Origin of the sequence: Flavobacterium sp. Sd200 (assembly GCF_009826935.1) — a bacterium.
Lineage (GTDB): Bacteria > Bacteroidota > Bacteroidia > Flavobacteriales > Flavobacteriaceae > Flavobacterium.
Genome location: NZ_WUMN01000001.1, coordinates 112,310 through 132,926, shown reverse-complemented (window position 1 = coordinate 132,926; position 20,617 = coordinate 112,310). Strand labels below are relative to the sequence as shown.

20 protein-coding genes are annotated in these 20,617 nt (G+C 41.0%); 13 read left to right on the top strand and 7 right to left on the bottom strand.

The genetic code is table 11. The annotated features are described in order from the left end of the window. Positions 1–59: 59 nt before the first annotated feature. The gene (carB, locus tag GR160_RS00570; protein ID WP_160747887.1) at positions 60–2,912 is read right to left on the bottom strand and encodes a carbamoyl-phosphate synthase large subunit; all 2,853 of its coding nucleotides are present in this window, start codon (positions 2,910–2,912) and stop codon (positions 60–62) included. 144 nt (positions 2,913–3,056) lie between these two features. Further along, complete coding sequence (gene rpmH / locus GR160_RS00565) at positions 3,057–3,218, bottom strand: 50S ribosomal protein L34 (RefSeq protein ID WP_026979292.1); 162 nt, start codon at positions 3,216–3,218, stop codon at positions 3,057–3,059. Positions 3,219–3,389: 171 nt separating this feature from the next. On the opposite strand from rpmH, the gene GR160_RS00560 reads away from it, so the two are divergent. Both GR160_RS00560 and GR160_RS00555 read left to right on the top strand, forming a co-directional pair. Further along, positions 3,390–3,929, top strand: coding sequence for a DUF2892 domain-containing protein (locus GR160_RS00560; RefSeq protein ID WP_160747886.1), 540 nt, complete (start codon positions 3,390–3,392; stop codon positions 3,927–3,929). 58 nt (positions 3,930–3,987) lie between these two features. Continuing rightward, on the top strand, positions 3,988–4,617 hold the full coding sequence (locus GR160_RS00555; RefSeq protein WP_160747885.1) for a hypothetical protein: 630 nt from the start codon (positions 3,988–3,990) through the stop codon (positions 4,615–4,617). A 64-nt stretch (positions 4,618–4,681) separates the two neighbouring features. On the opposite strand, the gene GR160_RS00550 is transcribed toward GR160_RS00555, so the two are convergent. From GR160_RS00550 to GR160_RS00540, 3 genes are all read right to left on the bottom strand, one after another. Further along, on the bottom strand, positions 4,682–4,843 hold the full coding sequence (locus GR160_RS00550) for a lmo0937 family membrane protein (RefSeq protein ID WP_160747884.1): 162 nt from the start codon (positions 4,841–4,843) through the stop codon (positions 4,682–4,684). Between the two features lie 22 nt (positions 4,844–4,865). Continuing rightward, the gene (locus GR160_RS00545) at positions 4,866–5,462 is read right to left on the bottom strand and encodes a DUF4142 domain-containing protein (protein ID WP_160747883.1); all 597 of its coding nucleotides are present in this window, start codon (positions 5,460–5,462) and stop codon (positions 4,866–4,868) included. A gap of 135 nt (positions 5,463–5,597) precedes the next feature. Then, positions 5,598–6,800, bottom strand: coding sequence for an FAD-binding oxidoreductase (locus tag GR160_RS00540; protein ID WP_160747882.1), 1,203 nt, complete (start codon positions 6,798–6,800; stop codon positions 5,598–5,600). Between the two features lie 137 nt (positions 6,801–6,937). Here GR160_RS00540 and GR160_RS00535 point away from each other — a divergent pair, with 137 nt between their 5' ends. Together GR160_RS00535 and GR160_RS00530 are read left to right on the top strand one after the other, a co-directional pair. Next, positions 6,938–8,137 carry an LETM1-related biofilm-associated protein gene (locus GR160_RS00535; protein ID WP_160747881.1) on the top strand — a complete coding sequence of 400 codons (1,200 nt, stop codon included), beginning with the start codon at positions 6,938–6,940 and terminating at the stop codon, positions 8,135–8,137. Between the two features lie 15 nt (positions 8,138–8,152). Further along, complete coding sequence (locus GR160_RS00530; protein WP_160747880.1) at positions 8,153–8,638, top strand: DUF4199 domain-containing protein; 486 nt, start codon at positions 8,153–8,155, stop codon at positions 8,636–8,638. A gap of 79 nt (positions 8,639–8,717) precedes the next feature. Here the strand turns inward: GR160_RS00530 and can are convergent, their stop codons facing one another. Beyond that, a complete protein-coding gene (can, locus tag GR160_RS00525) occupies positions 8,718–9,362 on the bottom strand; it encodes a carbonate dehydratase (protein WP_160747879.1) in 645 nt (214 codons plus the stop codon). A gap of 184 nt (positions 9,363–9,546) precedes the next feature. Further along, positions 9,547–10,044 (bottom strand): Dps family protein, encoded by a 498-nt coding sequence (locus GR160_RS00520; protein ID WP_160747878.1) that lies wholly within the window; start codon positions 10,042–10,044, stop codon positions 9,547–9,549. A 120-nt stretch (positions 10,045–10,164) separates the two neighbouring features. Here GR160_RS00520 and GR160_RS00515 point away from each other — a divergent pair, with 120 nt between their 5' ends. The 9 genes from GR160_RS00515 to GR160_RS00475 all read left to right on the top strand — a co-directional run bounded on the left by GR160_RS00515 (position 10,165) and on the right by GR160_RS00475 (position 20,445). Then, on the top strand, positions 10,165–11,115 hold the full coding sequence (locus GR160_RS00515) for a LysR substrate-binding domain-containing protein (protein ID WP_160747877.1): 951 nt from the start codon (positions 10,165–10,167) through the stop codon (positions 11,113–11,115). A 122-nt stretch (positions 11,116–11,237) separates the two neighbouring features. Then, positions 11,238–12,002, top strand: coding sequence for a TIGR02757 family protein (locus tag GR160_RS00510; RefSeq protein ID WP_160748959.1), 765 nt, complete (start codon positions 11,238–11,240; stop codon positions 12,000–12,002). A gap of 68 nt (positions 12,003–12,070) precedes the next feature. Next, positions 12,071–12,643, top strand: coding sequence for a hypothetical protein (locus GR160_RS00505; RefSeq protein ID WP_160747876.1), 573 nt, complete (start codon positions 12,071–12,073; stop codon positions 12,641–12,643). A 73-nt stretch (positions 12,644–12,716) separates the two neighbouring features. After that, positions 12,717–13,073: a heavy-metal-associated domain-containing protein gene (locus GR160_RS00500; protein WP_160747875.1), complete on the top strand. Its 357-nt coding sequence runs from the start codon at positions 12,717–12,719 to the stop codon at positions 13,071–13,073. 33 nt (positions 13,074–13,106) lie between these two features. Beyond that, complete coding sequence (locus tag GR160_RS00495) at positions 13,107–14,066, top strand: hypothetical protein (RefSeq protein WP_160747874.1); 960 nt, start codon at positions 13,107–13,109, stop codon at positions 14,064–14,066. A 183-nt stretch (positions 14,067–14,249) separates the two neighbouring features. Next, positions 14,250–14,699, top strand: a complete 450-nt coding sequence (locus tag GR160_RS00490) for a MarR family winged helix-turn-helix transcriptional regulator (RefSeq protein WP_160747873.1) — start codon at positions 14,250–14,252, stop codon at positions 14,697–14,699. 66 nt (positions 14,700–14,765) lie between these two features. Next, positions 14,766–17,156, top strand: coding sequence for a 3-hydroxyacyl-CoA dehydrogenase/enoyl-CoA hydratase family protein (locus tag GR160_RS00485; RefSeq protein WP_160747872.1), 2,391 nt, complete (start codon positions 14,766–14,768; stop codon positions 17,154–17,156). A gap of 148 nt (positions 17,157–17,304) precedes the next feature. Further along, positions 17,305–18,486, top strand: coding sequence for an acetyl-CoA C-acyltransferase (locus GR160_RS00480; protein ID WP_160747871.1), 1,182 nt, complete (start codon positions 17,305–17,307; stop codon positions 18,484–18,486). A 156-nt stretch (positions 18,487–18,642) separates the two neighbouring features. Further along, positions 18,643–20,445, top strand: a complete 1,803-nt coding sequence (locus GR160_RS00475) for an acyl-CoA dehydrogenase family protein (protein WP_202390683.1) — start codon at positions 18,643–18,645, stop codon at positions 20,443–20,445. The last annotated feature ends 172 nt before the right edge of the window (positions 20,446–20,617 follow it).

Below are 20,617 nucleotides of genomic sequence, written 5' to 3'. Positions count from 1 at the left end.
AAAAGCTCCCTGAAAAATCAGGGAGCTCATTTATCTAAATAGTATAAAGGCAATACTTCTTATTTGCTCAGGTACATTTTACGGCGTGAGTACAACTCGTAAAACTGGTCGTCTTTAAGGTCGTCTATAAAGAGAATGCTCTCTCCTGTAGACTTCATTTCAGGTCCAAGTTTTTTGTTTACACGCGGGAATTTATTAAACGAGAACACCGGTTGCTTAATAGCATAACCTTTAAGCTGAGGGTTAAAAGTAAAGTCTTTTATCTTTTTGTCGCCCAGCATTACTTTTGTTGCATAGTTTACATAAGGCTCGCCATAAGCTTTTGCTATAAACGGCACTGTGCGCGATGCCCTTGGGTTAGCCTCGATGATGTAAACAATATCGTCTTTAATAGCAAACTGTATATTAATAAGGCCTACTGTTTTTAGCGCAAGGGCTATTTTTTTAGTATGGTCTTTTATTTGTTGCATTACAAACTCGCCAAGGTTAAATGGCGGCAATGTTGCATTACTGTCTCCACTATGCACACCACAAGGCTCAATATGCTCCATAATACCTATAATGTACACATCTTCGCCATCGCAAATTGCATCGGCTTCAGCCTCAATGGCACCGTCAAGGTAATGGTCTAACAGCAGTTTGTTGCCAGGTATGCTTTTAAGTAGATCTATAACGTGCTCTTCCAACTCCTGTTTGTTGATTACGATTTTCATACCCTGACCACCCAATACATAACTTGGCCTTACCAGTAGCGGAAAATCTAAAGTTTCAGCAAGTACAGATGCCTCATCGGCACTCTCGGCAATACCAAACTTAGGGAACGGTATGTTAAGCTCTGTAAGCAAGTCTGAGAAACGTCCACGGTCTTCGGCAAGGTCAAGCGCATCAAAGCTTGTTCCTAATATTTTTATGCCATAACGATCAAGCTTCTCGGCAAGCTTAAGGGCTGTTTGTCCACCAAGCTGAACAATAACCCCTTCCGGTTTTTCATGACGGATGATGTCATAAATATGCTCCCAAAACACAGGCTCAAAGTATAATTTATCAGCCGTATCAAAGTCGGTAGAAACCGTTTCCGGGTTACAGTTTATCATAATGGTCTCATAACCACACTCGGCAGCGGCAAGAACACCGTGTACACAAGAATAGTCAAACTCAATACCCTGTCCTATTCGGTTAGGCCCAGATCCAAGAACCACTACTTTTTTCCTGTCGCTTACAATACTTTCGTTATGCACGTAGCGTGTACCGTCGGCACGCTCAATTTCGGCCTCAAAAGTAGAGTAGTAGTAAGGTGTTTTAGCTTCAAACTCAGCCGCACATGTGTCTACCAGTTTGTAAACACGTTTAACACCAAGTTCTTCGCGTTTATTGTACACATCGCTTTCTTTGCATTGAAGCATATGGGCAATCTGCCTGTCGGCAAAACCTTTTTGCTTAGCCTCAAGCAATAATTCTTTAGGCAATGTATCTATAGTTAAGCCTGAGATTTCTTTTTCAAGAAGGTAGAGTTCCTCATACTGTTTAAGGAACCACATATCTATTTGTGTAATTTCGTGTATGCGGCTCAACGGAATACCCATTTGTATGGCATCATAAATAACAAATACCCTGTCCCAGCTTGCATGGGTTAGCTTGTCTATTATCTGCTCATAGTTCGTGTATCCTTTGCCATCAGCACCAAGGCCGTTACGCTTAATTTCAAGCGACTGTGTTGCTTTGTGCAGTGCCTCCTGGAACGAACGCCCAATACCCATAACCTCACCCACCGATTTCATCTGAAGGCCAAGCGTTCTGTCGGCACCTTCAAATTTGTCAAAGTTCCAGCGTGGTATTTTTACAATAACGTAGTCTAAAGTAGGCTCAAATAAAGCCGATGTAGACTTGGTAATTTGGTTTTGAAGTTCATCAAGATTGTAGCCAAGCGCCAGTTTAGAAGCAATTTTAGCAATTGGATAACCCGTTGCTTTAGAAGCAAGTGCCGATGAACGCGACACCCTTGGATTGATCTCTATGGCAACAATATCTTCTTTATCGTCAGGGCTAACAGCAAACTGAACATTACAACCACCGGCAAAGTTGCCTATGCTGCGCATCATCAGTATTGCCATATCCCTCATTTTCTGGAATGTGGTGTCGCTAAGTGTCATGGCAGGTGCCACTGTAATACTGTCACCCGTATGGATACCCATAGGGTCCATATTTTCGATGGAACAAATAATAACTACGTTATCGTTCTTATCGCGAAGCAACTCCAACTCATATTCTTTCCAGCCAAAAAGAGCTTTATCTATAAGCACTTCATGTATTGGCGATGCTTCAAGGCCGCGGGTAAGCAACTCATCAAAATCTTCTTTTTTATGTACAAAAGCTGCCCCTGTACCTCCCAGCGTAAACGAAGGACGTATTACAAGCGGGAAACCAAACTCCTGCGCAATTTCTTTACCTTTAAGGAACGAATTTGCTGTTTTTGCAGGTGCGGCAGGTATGCCTATCTTTTCAAGCAATTGTTTAAACTGCTCGCGGTCTTCGGTAATATTAATAGCCTTAACATCTACCCCTATAAGGCGTACGTTAAAATCAGACCAAATGCCTTTCTCATCAGCTTCAAGACATAGGTTGAGTGCAGTTTGTCCTCCCATTGTTGGCAAAACAGCATCAATTTCCGGATGATCTTTAAGTATCTCTATAATAGACTTGGTAGTCAGCGGCTTTAGGTACACATGATCAGCCATAGACGGATCGGTCATGATGGTTGCCGGATTCGAGTTGATAAGGATAACTTTAATTCCTTCTTCCCTTATAGACCTTGCCGCCTGAGAGCCGGCATAATCAAATTCGCATGCCTGGCCTATTACAATTGGACCAGAACCGATAATAAGGATGCATTTAATAGAAGTGTCTTTTGGCATTTGTTTATGTAGTTGTTGTGTTGTGCAAATTTACGTTTTTTTAACCTTAAACCTAATCTAATATTTCTGATAAGGAGTGGATTGGGTATAAAAAAAGGCGTTACTAAAAAAAAGTAACACCTTTATATATGTTTGATACAAACATTATTTTTTGTGACGAGGCTCGCTTGACACAGTTAGTTTATGCCTGCCTTTAGCTCTTCTGCGAGCAAGTACTTTTCTTCCGTTGGCAGAAGCCATCCTTTCCATAAAACCGTGCTTATTTCTTCTTTTTCTTTTCGATGGTTGAAATGTTCTCTTACTCATTGCTTTGTATCTTTAAATCTTAATTGAAATATCTTATTGTTTGTTCTCAGTTATACCTTTCCTAAAAACCGAGTGCAAATATACAAAGCTTTTTTTTGTTAGCAAGTACTTTTTAAAAAATATTTTTAGCTAAATTTATTACCTTTGCAGTCGCAAATATATACAGGTGTTATGTTTAATAAAAATCTTAAGCTGGTTTTAACAGCTTTAATACTTATCACTGCCGTGTGGCAGTTTACCGAAAGCAATATAGGCAACGGTATTTTCCTAATATTATTTTCGCTTATTTTTGTATTCCTATATTTTAAGAACGAAATGATATTGCTGGCCTTTTTAAAACTGCGCAAACAGGATTTTGACGGTGCCAACAAATACCTTGATAAAATTAAAGATCCTCACACTGCCCTGGTAAGAAAACAGGAAGGCTATTACAACTACCTTAAAGGACTTATGCTGTCGCAAACCAACCTTAACCTTGCCGAAAAACATCTTAAAAAAGCGGTTGAGCTTGGACTTAATATGGATCAGGATCTGGCAATGGCAAAACTGAACCTTGCGGGTATTGCCATGAGTAAGAATAAAAAAATTGAGGCCGAGAAACTTTTGGCAGAAGCTAAAAAACTGGACAAGCAGGGAATGCTAAAAGAACAGCTAACCATGATGAAAGCCCAGTTAAAAAAAGGCCCTCAGGTACAAATGAGAAGATATTAATTGAAAACCGCCTATTGGCGGTTTTTTTGTGGGCACACAATCAATATTCTACTTGATTATGGCAACTAAATTTGAAATTTTAAAATCACTCCCTTCAACCGGACCAATGTATGTTTCTGTTTCTGAAGAAAATACCTTCTATTCTGATTTCTCAGAAGGTTTTGTAGTACGTTTCTATAAAAAAGATGGCAGCGAATGGGTAGCAAACATACAGAGGGGACTTACAAATTTTGACACCGTAATTGAATTAACTGAAAGTTCTAACATTATAGTGATTGCTGGAGGACAGGCTTATATCATAAACCCGGAAAACACAAAGCCTATTTCCTTTTTCGGAAGCCAGTACAAATATAGTATTAGTAATACAGAAGGACAGTGCGTTTTAAGTGACTATACCGGCCTTACCATCATTGAGCCAGACGGCAAATATTGGCATAGTGAAAGAATTAGCATTGATGGAATAGAAGATTTAAGAATTGAAGATGATATTGTTTATGGAGTTGTATATATGCCAATAGACGATGCCGATGAGTGGCTCGATTTTTCATATAATATAACTACCAAAATAATGACAGGCGGGATTGGTCCATTTACGGCTACAGAGTCGCAACTGTCGAATATAACTATCAAGACAACAACAGGCGCGGTTGGCAAGCGTGAAAATAAACCTTGGTGGAAATTTTGGTAAACAGGTATAAAAAAACCCGTGGCACTATTTGTACCACGGGTTTTCAATTGCCAATAATATTGGATTACAAAGGCCTCCTATCGCGCCTTAGCAGATTCAAAAGTATCATAACTATTGCAATTACTAATAGCACATGTATAAAAGCACTTGTTACATGGTAGGCAAAACTGCCCAAAGCCCAACCTATTAAAAGCAATATGGCAATTACATACAATAAACTTCTCATAGCAATGTATTTTTAAAACGGCTTATCTAAGCGCGTCGGTTTTTGTTTTTACCATTTTAGAATGTTCCAAATGCTTGTTTAGCTCAGGTAAAGAAGCGGCAGCCCAGGCTTTAATATCCGGGTCTTTTGCTTTTTCTGAAGCTTTTTGCATTTTGTCTATCATTTTTTCATGGCCTTCCACCATTTTATCGGCATAGGCTTTATCAAAATCAACACCTGCTTTGTCGTTCAGGTCTTTGTAGCTGTCCTGAACCTTATCTGTAGCAGCGGCAGGCAGTGTAATGCCTTTTTTATCGGCAAGGGCTTTTACATCGGCAGCCGCTTTTGTGTGTGCATCAACCATCATTTTACCTAAAGCTTTTACATCGGCGTTAGTGCTTTTGGTTTGGGCAAGCTTGCCAAGTTCAATTTCTTTCATGTCAACTTCAGCGGCATCCACAAGATATTGAGAGTCGTCCTCAAGACTGTCTGTAGCTTCGGTGTCAAGATTTTCTTCATTTGCCTCTTCGGCTACTTCTTTAGGGTCTTCTGCTTTTGGTTCGTTTTTACACGATCCTAAAGTCAGGGCAACTACTGCGGCACTTAAAAGTGTTTTGCTAAATAATGATGTCTTTTTCATAATAAAAGTTATTTTGCTGTTTGTTTTAACGAAATTACTACTATTAAAAAGACAATGTTGTTAGCGATTTCACAATAAGTGTTACGGAAGTCATAAAGTGACCTAAGGTACTAAGAAGCTAAGAACCTTAGCTCCTTAGTTTCCCCTTCCAAAAGCAAATAACTCAGCATCTTTGTTATGCTTCCCTTGCAACAGGTCGGTTATAATCTCTGCGGCAATAAGGCTAAAAGTAATACCATTGCCTCCAAAACCCAAAGCAAAATAGCCGTTTGGCAGCTTTTCGTATGGGCCAATGTATGGCAAACCATCTTTGGTAGAACCAAAAGTACCTGTCCAGCTAAACTCTTCTTTAAAGTTAAGTTCAGGAAAAAGCTTGTTGACATCTTTGGTAAGCTGCTCCGTTTTCTTTTTTATCAGTTTATCGCGCATTTCGGCATTGCTAAAATCTTCGTCCCTGCCCCCTACCAGCACACGATTATCGGGTGTAGTGCGCATATACAGGTAAGGATTTGCAGTATTCCATATCAGCACCTCATCTTTCCAGAAATTGCGTTCGTTATACTGCTCACTTACTACGGCATAGGTAGAAAGCAGGTCTACAATTTTTTCATCAACAAAGTCTACCGCCTCATACCCTGTGGCATATATAAGTTTATTGGCTTTTATGGTAAATCCCTCTTCAGTAGTAAGCAGCACTCCTTTTTTGGTGTGTTTTATATCCGTTACCGGCGACCTGTCAAATATCTTATTATCTTCATGCCCCTGCTGCAACAAACAATGGCTCAGCATGTAGGCATTGGTTTGCGCTGCAAGTTCGCTTAATATGGCACCGCAACTATCAAAACCATATTGCTCTTTAACCTCTTCGGGCTCCAGCCAGGTTACAGCAAAGCCAGCCTTTTTTCGGGCTTCAAACTCCTTTTTTAGCCAGCCTGCATCTTTTTTAGCTGCTGCATAATATAGGCTCTTCTTCTTCTCAAAATATTCTATACCTACCTCTTGAGTTATATCTTCGAGCTTATTAATAGCATCAGCACAAAGTTTATAGGAGCGTTCGGCTTTTTCAAGGCCTATCATTTCGGTAAGCCTGTAAAGCGGCACATCTATTTCATACTGCAAAAGCGACGTACTGGCACAGGTACTGCCCAAACCAATGGTTCGGGCATCTATAGTAGTGCATTGTATACCGGCCTTAATCAGATAATAGCGCACCAGCGCACCACTAATGCCAGCACCAAGTATGGCAACATCGGTCTCAATATCATGGTCGAGTTTGGGAAATGTAAACGGCAGCCCATTTTTTATGAGCCAGAACGGATAGCCTGCTTTTAGTGTCATTGGGGTAATTGTTATTATACTAACAAATTTATCCGATTTGGTGATACCTAAATTAACAGGAAATTAAATATAGGATTTAATTAACACCTGTTGAGCCTCGCTATTTTTGCATAGCTTTGCATCATAAAAACCTGACGATGATTAACCCTTCTGCCAGCGGATGGATCGATAAGTTTTTCGGGCAGCTAAAGAACAGGCTTTCCGTTTACGAAAATTCCCATGCCTTTTACAGGGCAATACGGGATACAGGTTTTATATACGGGCATGTACTGTCTTTTAATAATATTGACGCAAAAGAATCGAGAGGCTGGAATACGGAAGAAGTGACCAAAGCGGCACTGCTAAACACCTTGTTTGATGTGTATAGGCTGATTACTAAAACCGAAGATACGACCGATTTTATAAATAAAACTGTACTTTTTTATAAGTCAATACAACCGGCCGGGTTCGAACTGCTAAAAAAAGTACTGCCGTCATCAGCACCCGGCCAAGAGCTTGAAAATATACTTGACGACAGAATAAAGACCAACGAAAACATTTTTAGCCGCAGCATTTCGCATATACTTACCAACGCACTGCTGTTTATGGATGTGCTGGCCTACAGGCAATTTTTATTAGAAAAAGAACCTCCGCAAAAATACCTTAAAAAGCTTGAAGAAACCGTTATGGGCATTGTAACGGTAGCCCTTAAAAGCAAAGAACTGCCCAGCGATTATGACACTTTGCTGATAAAGCTTTTTGAAGCATCAGTGCGCTATACAAGGCTATCTGAAATTAATGCCGATGAAACTGTTGCAGGTTTTGATTATTTTGAATCGAAGTCTGAAAAAAATTACCTGCTCGATATGGCTGCTATGGCCATTTACAGCGACGGGTTGGCACAGCAAACCGAAATAGATTTTTTATACCGCCTTGCCGAACGCCTTGGACTTAGTGATGAGGCCGCCGCCGAAAGCATGGCCTCTTATGACGTGTTTTTAAGGGTTAACAAAAGGCACATTCCTTTTTTTAAATACAGTAACCCGGTCAAGCATTTTTATGACCATGCATCGCAAAGCGTTACACAGCTTATAATTCGCAATAAAAACCGTTTGGTTAAAGAGCTTAGTAATAATGGAGAGTTGGTGGTTTTGTTAACCCACTCTACCCACCGTAACCTTAACGACAAAGAAAAGAAGAAAGTAAAAAAACAATTGCTCGAAATTTGCAAGACCATACCATCGCTTACTATATTTTTATTGCCGGGAGGAAGCCTTTTATTGCCGCTTCTTATTAAATTTATACCTCAGCTGCTGCCAAGCGTGCTGAATGAAAATTTAGAGCGCGACGGGGAATAATCAAAATAAAGGATCATGAAAAAAATTACAACCGAAATTAAATGGGCGGTAGTATTTACATTAATGACATTTGCATGGATGTTTATAGAAAAAGCTGCCGGACTGCATGATGTGCACATAGACAAACACCCTATATATACAAACTTTATAGCGATACCTGCCATTGCAATTTATGTATTTACATTGCTCGACAAACGTAAAAACCATTATGGAGGTGCAATGACATATGGACAGGGGGTTAAATGCGGGCTTATTGTTACAGGTTTTGTTACATTATTGAGCCCTTTATCGCAATATGTAACCTCTACTTTTATTACACCTGATTATTTTGCCAATGTAATAAAATATTCGGTGAGCCATAACTATATGATACAACAAGAAGCCGAAGATTATTTTAATCTCAAAAGTTATATCATTCAGGGGTTAATGGGGGCTCCGGTTATGGGAATTATTACTACTCTTATTGTTGCTGCTTTTACAAGAAAAAACTCGGTTATATAAATTAAAGCTATATTTAGTCAACTTAAAAAGCCCTCTTCGTGTTAACAAAGAGGGCTTTGATATTTAAAGAAGAAATTTATTAAGAAAACCTAAGGCGGTCTACCTTATTAAGTTCTTCGTTATTACCAAAGTTAACTTCAAGGTCTTTTACAATACCGGTTTCAAGGCCATACACCCAGCCGTGCAGCCATAGTTCCTGCCCGTTTTGCCACGCGTTTTGCACTATAGAGGTTTTGGCAAGATCTGTAACCTGCTCTTTAACATTGATCTCTACAAAAGCATCAAAACGTTTTTTTTCGTCAACAATAGAGTCAAGATACTGGTGATTAAGCCTGTAGGCATCTTTTATATGACGTATCCAGTTATCAATAATACCAATACTGTCATTGCCCATGGCTGCCTTTACACCGCCACAACCATAATGCCCGCATACAATAACGTGCCTTACTTTTAGCACATTAACAGCATAATCAAGTACACTAAGCATGTTCATATCGCTATGTACCACCATGTTTGCAATATTGCGGTGTACAAAAACTTCTCCCGGTTGCGCGCCAATAACCTCATTAGCAGGAACGCGGCTATCGCTGCAGCCTATCCATAACAACGGTGGCTTTTGCAGGCCTGCCAGCCTATGAAAATATTCCGGATCTTCAGAAAGCTTGGTCTCGCTCCATATTTTATTATTGTCTAATATCTTTTTGTAAAAGTCATCATGGTTCATACTCCGGTAATTTTATGTAAGTAGTTAATGTTTTATATTTAAAAAGCCTCAAAAAGCGTTACACTTTTTGAGGCTGCAATTATTTATGCTTTAAACACACTCCAGTTTGCCACAACTTTGGCGGGCAAAAAAGGCGTTATGTTTTTAGATACATTCATTTGTGAGCGAAATTATAAATTTAAAATTATATTTCCTCTTCGCTCCATGCTTTCATCATCCAAATGGTTTTTTCCTGCTCTTTAATAAAATCGCTCATCATGCTGTTCGTGCCCTCGTCGCCAATTTTGGCAGTTTCGTCAAGAATAACCCTTTCTATTTGAAGCAGGTGAGAAAGCGATTCGATAATCAGGTGTACGGCAGCCGTATCTTTAGATATATTCTTACCAATAGTCAGTTTATTATTGGCAATATAATCTTCAAAAGTATGCAACGGAGTACCACCTAATGTAAGTACCCTTTCGGCTATCTCATCAATTTTTAGCTGGGCATCATTATAAAGCTCTTCAAATTTTACATGAAGCTGAAAAAAGCGCTTGCCGCGAATATTCCAGTGTATACCGCGCAGGTTTTGGTAGTACACCTGGAAGTTAGAAAGTAAAATATTAAGTTCGGCAGCTATAACTTCGGTTTCCTGTACAGGTAGTCCTAATACATTTAGCGTTTCTTTTTCAGTAGTTTTCATCGTGTTATGTTTTGTATGTTATTGTAAGTTTTTACACGTATAAATTTAAGTAAAAATATGTATTAAAAGAATAGGTAATATCAATCGTTTTTATAATTTTATCATAAAAATCTATTACTAATGACCATTACTCAACTACACTATGTACTGGCCGTTGCCGAGCATAAAAATTTTACTGTTGCAGCCGATAAATGTTTTGTAACACAGCCCACACTGAGCATGCAGATACAAAAACTTGAGGAAGAACTGGATATACAAATTTTTGACCGTGGTAAAAAACCCATCCAGCTAACCGATGTAGGACAAAAAATTGTAAATCAGGCGCGCAATATAGTAAACGAAAGCGACCGCATTAAAGATATAGTAGACCAGCAAAAAGGGTTTGTGGGGGGCGATTTTAAAATAGGTATTATCCCTACGGTTATGCCTACACTGTTGCCTATGTTCATGGCTAATTTTGTAAACCGCTACCCAAAAGTCAACCTTATAATAGAAGAGCGCAATACAGAAGAGATTATCCGCATGCTTAAAAATGGGCAATTGGATGCCGCTATTGCTGCCACCCCTCTTAATGAAGAAACTATTAAAGAAATAGTACTTTATTATGAACCTTTTGTGGCCTATGTGCCCGAGAACAACCCTTCCTATCAAAAGAAAGAATTTGAAGTGGAAGACCTTGAGGCCAACCTGAGCAACATATTGCTGTTACAGGACGGGCATTGTTTTAGGAACAATGTGCTGAATATTTGTCGTACTTCTGCACTTCCTCACGATAATCATTTTCAGATAGAAAGCGGCAGTTTTGAAACCATGGTGCGCCTTGCTGATGAAGGCCTTGGCATGACGCTCCTGCCCTATTTGCACACACTGGACATGAGTGAAAAATCTAAAACCAAACTGCGCCAGTTTAAAGAACCAAAACCATCGCGCGAGGTTAGCCTTATTTACTCTAAAAAAGAACTTAAACTGCATATTATAGATGCACTTCGCAATACCATATCCGGCGTGGTTCGTGGTGCTATTGCCTTTCAGGATGTAGCTATAAGCAGTCCGCTTCAAAAGGCAAAATAGTTTTTTAGAACAGCCACAAATTGCAGCAATTATCACATTTTTTTAGACAACATGTAAACTAAGATGAATGACAATTGCTACAATTTGTGGCTTATCTGTAATTTTGTAGTATGGACATACAAATGAATGCTGCCGAATTAAAATCGTTTTTAGACGAAAAAGTACTGCAATACAATAATCCTAACTTTATAGAGAGCGACCCGGTTCAGATACCACATCTGTTCAGCCTTAAAGAGGATCGCGAAATAGCAGGATTCCTTGCCGCAACCATTGCCTGGGGCAACCGCAAGATGATAATCAACAACGCAAAAAAAATGGTGGCACTTATGGGCAACAGTCCGTATGACTTTGTTATGAACCATAACGAAAACCATCTTGAAACCCTGCAAAACTTTGTACACCGCACCTTTAATGGAAGCGATTTCAGCACCTTTATAGCCGCACTGCGCCACATTTACACCAACCATGGCGGACTGGAAGGCGTGTTTACAAAACATCAAAATAGTGAAGGATTACAGCCTGCTATCAATCAGTTCAAGAAAGTTTTTTTTGAGATAGAGCACCTAAGCCGTACCCAAAAGCATGTAAGTGATCCTTTGGCGGGTTCGGCTGCCAAGCGAATAAACATGTACCTGCGCTGGATGGTGCGCAACGACAACGCCGGTGTAGACCTGGGGTTGTGGAAAAACATCTCCCCCGCCCTCCTTTCGTGTCCGCTCGATGTACACAGCGGCAACGTTGCCCGAAAGCTTGGCCTGCTTACCCGAAAACAAAACGATGCCAAAGCCCTTGCCGAACTGGACACCCAACTCCGCGCCCTTGACCCGTCCGACCCGGTTAAGTATGATTTTGCGCTGTTTGGGCTTGGGGTGTTTGAGGGGTTTTAATTTCAAATAAAATATTGAAGCGCTTGAATATTAGAAAAACAGATTATCTTTAGATTTTATTTTTTTTCATGGAAAATCAGTTACTTGAACATCTTCTTATCCACATGTCTAAAATGGCTACTGAACATAGTCAAAAAGATTATGACAACTTTGAACGCGCAGATAAAATTGTTATTTGGATTGTAGGATTTTCGATTGGAATTTTTGTTTTGCTTTTGGGCAAAGAAATTGATAAGTCTTTACCATTACCATGTAACTCAATAATTATAATTTCATTAATCATAATTATATTTGGGCTAACATATAGAATACTTTCCTTTTTTACTACTATGTTAATGAGTAAGATACTTGTTTCTTTTGTAAGCGATATCGAAATATCTGCGAATATTAAAAACATATTATCATCAGATCAAAATGCTTCACAAAATATCGAATGCCAAATTAATGAATACAAAAAAACTATTAGTCTTTATTTTGGAATAAATGAGAAGCAACTTAATGAAGACAACACAAAAAAGACCCGATCTACAGGCAAGAGATATAGAAATTTATTATATACATCTTATACAATGTTTTTTCTTACCATTGGATTATTTATAGTTGAAACATTATACGTTTTATACTCTTTTATAACGACTTAAACATTTCATTTGTAATGTCACTGATTCATTACTTTATGACAATTTTCCCTACATTTGAAAAAACCTTAAACCTATGAAACCCCTGCAATTCATCCTCATCGCTTTTACAGTATTATTATTCAGTAATAACGCAACCGCCCAGCAAAAAACAGTACAGACCGCTACCATAAAAACCACTATTTATTGCGACCACTGCAAGCACTGCGAAACCTGCGGCGATAAATTTAACCGCACACTGCTTAAAGAAAAAGGCGTGCAGATGGTGGTACTCGACGAAAAAGCCATGACCATTAAAGTTACCTACAACTCTAAAAAAACAAACCTCGACAGTATAAAACAGGCCATAAGTAAACTGGGCTATGATGCCGACGATGTAAAGGCGGTGCCCGATGCCTATGCAGGCCTAGACGACTGCTGCAAAAAACAATAGCAAAATATACATTTAAACCAACCACCACCTTACATGAAAAAACTTTTTCTGCTTATTGCAGCTGTTGCTTTATTGCAAAGCTGTAATGAGGCCAATGTTGTAGAAAATAAGAACATTGACACCAAACTTCGTGAAACCATTAATAGTAAGAACAAAGAATTTGTTTCTGCAATGGCTACCACAAATATCAATGCCCTTTTTTCGTTAGAGTCAGACGAGTACAGAAAACTCAGGAAAACAAGCCGCCGCAAACCAGCCGATCTTTTTAAAAGGCATATCCTTAAAGACAATTTCACAGTTTACGATGAATTTTGGGTAACCAGTCCGGATCGTTACACAGAAAATAAAGTTACATCTAAAGATCACGGTTACACTTTTACTTTTACTAACGATAAGATACAGTCTTATGTGTCTGTATTAAAAGTTTCAGGCTACCAGTTTGATGCTCTTCTTGCCATTACTTACGGACTTACCGACGAGGATGGCTGGAAAGTATATGCAGTAGACCTTTTTAACCTTGGAAACTGGGGTAAAACATTATTAGACTATTACAACATGGCTAAAGAAAATGAACAAAAGGGCTATCTGGTAAATGCCTATACCTATGCAAGAAATGCCAGTGAACACATTTTAGAAGATGAAGACCTTAAATTAAAATGGGAAAAAGAAAAACACATAAAACTATATGTTGGCCAACTGGCAGATAAAATACTGAGTAAATACAGCTTTCCGTTACAGCTTAAAAACATTAAAACAAAACCGGCTATCCTCTCTGTTGAGCCTAAAGCCATTTACCAGAATATAGTTCCTGAAATAAACTACTACAGTACTATAAGTATTTTTGACACCATTAAGTTAAAACAGGAAAAAGAGGCCATTAAAAAAGAACTTAGAAAATCGCTTCCCGAACTTAATGTAGACACTCCGATGGTTTTCAGGGTTTTTGACAGCCCGAACGGCAATGGCAACACCTATCATTTTATTGACAAATAATTGTTAAACTCTCCTATGCGGAGAGTTTTTTATTTATACCCATTTAATTTTTATTCCTATATTTACTAAGACACTTTTAGCATCTCACTAAAAAAAGTGCCGATTTTTTAAACAAACAAAAAAATATTTTTTATTTAATATGCATGCATACTATTTTATTTGTATATTTGATACACCAACAACATGAAAGAGAAAACTATTGACTATATACTGAGGGCTACCTGGCAGGCAGTATCAAGAATGTATAACGAAGAAGCATCTAAATATGGTGCCAGCATGTCGATAGGTTTTGCGCTGCTTTCTATAGATAAAGAAAATGGCATATCGTCTACCGCACTGGGACCACAAATGGGCATGGAGCCCACAAGCCTTACCCGAACGCTGAAAAGCATGGAAGAAAAAGGCCTGATAGTTAGAAAAAAAAACCCGGTAGACGGTCGTGGGGTGATTATACACCTCACTAAACTGGGAAAAGAAAAAAGGGAACTGAGCCGCGACACAGTGCTGAAGTTTAACGAAGTGATAAAACAGCATGTTTCGGCTGAAAAGATGCAGCATTTTATAGAAGTTGCCGATGTTATAAACGATCTTATTGCCGAGAAAAAGATCTTTAACAACGATTTGACTGATTAATACAAACAACACGGTGGAGCCGTCCTGATTATCCGGTTTCATCCAACAAACTAAAAACAGTAATTAATGAAACGCACTATTAAAAAGGCGGCTGTTATAGGCTCCGGCATTATGGGGTCGGCCATTGCTGCCCATCTTGCCAATATTGGCGTACAGGTGCTTCTGCTCGACATCCCGCCAAGGGAACTGACCGAAGCAGAGCAAAAAAAAGGACTGACCTTAGAGAGTAAAGCAGTAAGGAACCGCATAGTGAACGACCATTTGGCCAGTTCACTAAAAAGTAAACCCTCCCCTATTTACCACCAAAAATTTGCTTCACGCATTGCTACCGGAAACACCGAAGACGACCTGCATAAAATTGCCGACGTTGACTGGATTATTGAAGTGGTGGTTGAAAAACTTGAAATTAAGCAAAAGGTTTTCGAGAATATCGAAAAATACCGCAAACCCGGTACACTTATTACCTCGAATACATCGGGTATCCCTATAAAATTTATGAGCGAAGGCCGCAGCGAAGACTTCAGGAAGCACTTTTGCGGCACGCACTTTTTTAACCCACCGCGCTACCTGAAACTTTTTGAGATTATTCCGGGTCCCGATACTTCTGCCGAAGTACTGGATTTCCTGAACATGTATGGCGAAAAGTTCCTTGGTAAAACATCCGTGGTTGCAAAAGATACCCCAGCCTTTATAGGCAACCGTATAGGTATTTACGGTATTATGAGCCTGTTTAAACAGGCTAAAGACATGGGGCTTACCATTGAAGAGGTTGACAAGCTTACCGGCCCGGTTATTGGCCGCCCTAAGAGTGCCACTTTCCGTACGGTAGATGTGGTGGGCTTAGATACACTGGTACACGTTGCCGAGGGTATTTATGAAAACTGCCCTGATGACGAAGTGCACGAACTGTTTAAAGTGCCCGACTTTATCAATACCATGATGCAAAACAAATGGCTGGGCAGTAAAACCGGACAGGGTTTTTATAAAAAGGTAGATAAAGACATACTTTCGTTAGACCTTGACACGTTGGAATACCGACCTCAAAAAAAGGCATCTTTTGCTACGCTCGAACTTACAAAAACTATAGATAAGCCTATAAATCGCTTTAAAGTTTTGGTTGGCGGACAGGACAAGGCTGGCGAATTTTACCGCAAAAACTTTGCGGGTACGTTTGCCTACGTGTCGAACCGCGTTCCTGAAATTACCGACGACCTTTATAAAATAGACGATGCCATGAAAGCCGGTTTTGGCTGGGAAAACGGCCCGTTTGAAATTTGGGATGCTGTGGGTGTAGAAAAAGGTATTGAACTGATAAAAGCCGAAGGCCTTGAGCCTGCCGCATGGGTAACCGAAATGATTGCAAGCGGCAACAAAAGCTTTTATACGGTTAAAGAGGGCGCAACCTACTACTACGACCTTGCCACGAAATCTCAGAAAAAAGTGCCGGGTCAGGATGCGTTTATTATACTGAACAACATTCGCGAAAGCAAAAAAATATGGAGCAACAGCGGTGCCATAATCCAGGATTTGGGCGACGGCATTATCAACCTCGAGTTCCAAAGCAAAATGAATACCATAGGCGGCGATGTGCTGCAGGGCATCAATAAGGCGATAGACCTTGCCGAAAAAGAATATGACGGACTTGTGATAGGCAATCAGGCGGCAAACTTCTCGGTAGGGGCTAACCTGGGTATGATATTCATGATGGCTGTAGAGCAGGAATATGACGAGCTTAACATGGCCATCAAGCTGTTTCAGGACACCATGATGCGTGTGCGCTACTCGTCTATTCCCGTTATTGTGGCACCACATGGAATGACGCTGGGCGGAGGCTGTGAAATGAGCCTGCATGCCGATAAGGTTGTGGCTGCTGCCGAAACTTATATTGGCCTTGTGGAGTTTGGCGTTGGGGTTATTCCCGGCGGCGGCGGCAGTAAAGAGATGGCCTTAAGGGCAGCCGATACTTTCCGTAAGAACGATGTGGAGCTTAACGTGTTGCAGGAATACTTTTTAACCGTGGCTATGGCAAAAGTATCTACCTCTGCTTACGAAGCTTTTGATACCGGAATATTGCAGCACGGCAAAGACGTAGTGGTGGTAAATAAAGACAGGCAGCTTGCCGAAGCTAAGAAATACGCCAAACTGCTTGCCGAAGCGGGCTATACTGCCCCTATCCGCCGTAAGGATGTTAAGGTACTGGGCAAACAGGCATTGGGTATGTTCCTTGTAGGAACCGACAGTATGGAAGCAGGGCATTACATCTCTGAACACGATAAAAAGATTGCCAACAAACTGGCCTATGTTATGGCCGGTGGTGATTTGAGTGAAGCGACTTTGGTTACTGAGCAGTATCTGTTAGACCTTGAGCGTGAGGCATTTTTATCACTTACAGGCGAAAGGAAAACTTTAGAGAGGATACAATTTATGCTTACGAAAGGGAAACCTCTGAGGAATTAAAAGCCCCCTAACCCCCAAAGGGGGAATTGTAGGAGACTGAAAATCGTACGCTGAAATTTTAAACGTTAATTAGCAATTCGCAAGGATGAAATTATAAATCCTACTTACCCCTGGTAGGAATTCCCCCTTTGGGGGTTAGGGGTTTATTATGAAAACAGCATATATAGTAAAAGCATACAGAACTGCGGTAGGCAAGGCTCCAAAAGGCGTATTTCGCTTTAAGCGCCCTGACGAACTGGCTGCAGAAACCATACAGTTTATGATGAATGAACTGCCTGATTTTGATAAAAAACGTATCGACGACGTTATGGTGGGCAACGCCATGCCGGAGGCGGAACAGGGACTGAACTTTGCGCGCCTTATATCGCTTATGGGGCTTAAGGTAGACGATGTTCCGGGGGTAACGGTAAACCGTTACTGCGCATCGGGGCTGGAAACAATTGCTATGGCAACGGCAAAAATACAAAGTGGTATGGCAAGTTGTATTATTGCAGGCGGTGCCGAAAGCATGAGCTACATCCCTATGGGGGGCTACAAACCCGTACCGGATTATCAGGCAGCACAGGCAGGCCACGAAGATTATTACTGGGGCATGGGCTTAACTGCCGAAGCCGTAGCAAAGCAGTTTAAAGTAAGCCGAGAAGACCAGGACGAGTTTGCCTACCACTCGCACCAAAAAGCACTGAAAGCTCAGGCCGAAGGCAAGTTTGACAAACAGATAGTACCCATTACCGTAGAGCAGGTGTATATAGACGAGAACGGTAAAAAAGCCACTAAGAGCTACACGGTTACTAAAGACGAAGGTCCGCGTGCCGATACATCTATAGAAGCATTAGGCAAACTAAAGCCTGTTTTTGCTGCCGACGGCAGCGTTACGGCAGGGACATCGTCTCAAATGAGCGACGGTGCTGCCTTTGTTATGGTAATGAGCGAAGACTTGGTTAAAGAACTTGGACTTGAACCTATTGCACGCCTGGCAAGCTATGCCGCAGCCGGTGTAGAGCCACGTATTATGGGTATTGGCCCTGTAAAAGCCATCCCCAAAGCGGTTAAGGCAGCAGGATTAGAGCTTGAAGACATCCAGCTTATAGAGCTTAACGAGGCTTTTGCATCGCAGTCGCTTGCCGTTATCCGCGAGCTGGGCATCAATAAAGATATTGTAAATGTAAACGGCGGTGCCATTGCCATGGGTCACCCACTGGGTTGTACCGGTGCTAAACTATCGGTTCAGTTATTCGACGAGGCCAAACGCCGTAGCAATAAATACGGCATGGTAACTATGTGTGTAGGTACAGGCCAGGGCGCTGCGGGGGTGTTTGAGATACTATAAGCCCCCTAACCCCCAAAAGGGGAATTCTTACTCTTATAAATAAAAGTTCATCTAAATAATCATAATCTACACCTTCCTGTTCTTCTGATTCAGAAGGTGCATCTAACACCCTGCTACCCCTACAGGCGTTCCCCCTTTGGGGGTTAGGGGGCTATTATGGAAACAATAGAAAAACAACTCGCCAGGGGCGGCCAGTTCCTTGTTACAGAAACAAAAAGTGAAGATATTTTTACTCCCGAGGATTTCTCTGAGGAGCAACTGATGATGCGCGATTCGGTAAAGGAATTTATCGACCGTGAGATATGGCCTAACAAAGACCGTTTTGAGAAAAAAGACTATGCGTTTACCGAAGAGAGCATGCGCAAAGCCGGGGAACTTGGCTTTCTGGGTGTGGCCGTGCCCGAAGAGTATGGCGGGCTGGGTATGGGCTTTGTAAGCACTATGCTGGTTTGCGATTATATATCGGGGGCTACAGGGTCGTTCTCTACAGCGTTTGGTGCCCATACTGGTATCGGCACCATGCCAATTACTTTATACGGCACTGAAGAACAAAAGTTGAAATACGTTCCTAAACTGGCTTCGGGCGAATGGTTTGGCGCCTACTGCCTTACTGAACCAGGTGCGGGCAGCGATGCCAATTCAGGCAAAACTAAAGCTGTGCTTAGCGAAGACGGTACACATTATAAAATTACCGGACAAAAAATGTGGATATCTAATGCAGGGTTTTGCAGTGTGTTCATAGTATTTGCACGTATTGAGAATGATAAAAACATTACCGGCTTTATTGTAGAAAACGACCCGTCTAACGGAATATCGCTTGGCGAAGAAGAGCATAAGCTGGGCATCCGAGCCTCCTCTACCCGACAGGTGTTTTTTAACGACACTAAAGTTCCGGTAGAGAACATGCTGAGCGAAAGGGGCAACGGCTTTAAAATAGCCATGAACGCCCTTAACGTTGGCCGCATCAAACTTGCGGCTGCCTGTCTTGATGCACAGCGCAGGGTAACAAGCGCATCGGCTAAGTATGCCAACGAAAGGGTGCAGTTCAACACGTCTATAGCAAATTTTGGGGCTATCCGCGCCAAGCTTGCCGAAATGGCTACAAGCTGTTATGCTGGCGAAAGTGCCGCCTACCGCGCTGCAAAAAATATAGAAGACCGCATTAACGCCCGTGTTGCCAAAGGCGAGAGCCATCAGGATGCTGAGCTTAAAGGTGTAGAGGAATTTGCCATTGAGTGTTCTATACTTAAAGTGGCAGTATCAGAAGATATTCAGAATTGTTCAGACGAAGGCATACAGATATTCGGCGGTATGGGCTTTAGCGAAGACACCCCTATGGAAAGTGCCTGGCGCGATGCCCGCATTGCCCGTATTTATGAAGGTACCAACGAAATTAACCGCATGCTGAGCGTGGGCATGCTGATTAAAAAAGCCATGAAAGGCCACGTAGACCTGCTGGGTCCTGCCATGAAAGTTGCTGAGGAACTGATGGGCATACCATCATTCGACACGCCGGATTACAGTGAGCTATTTGCCGAAGAAAAAGAAATGGTCGCCAAGCTTAAAAAAGCATTCCTTATGGTTGCAGGCAGTGCAGTGCAAAAATACGGCCCGGCTTTAGACGAGCACCAGCAATTGCTAATGGCTGCAAGCGACATACTTATAGAAATATACATGGCAGAGTCGGTTATTTTACGTACCGAGAAGCTTGCAAAAAGCAAGGGTGCCGATACCGTTAAGGAACAAATTGCCATGGCGCAGCTATACCTCTACAAAGCCGTAGATATTGTAAACATAAAGGGTAAAGAGGGCATTGCATCCTTTGCCGAAGGCGATGAACAGCGTATGATGCTAATGGGCTTGAAACGCTATACAAAATATAACAACATGCCTAACGTAGTAGCTTTGAGAGAAACCATTGCTGCAAAGATCGTGGCCGAAAATACTTATCCGTACTAACCAAATAAGTACCAGTTTTTAGTTTAGTTAACTAATGAGACCGCTGTAATTTTTGCAGCGGTTTTTTTTGCTTCATATAATTTTAACGCATTTCCCACGTTTTTAAACCAAGCAAAAAACGGCTCGCTTATTGTAAGCTATTTTGCTTAAATTTGCCCTAAAATTAGCAACA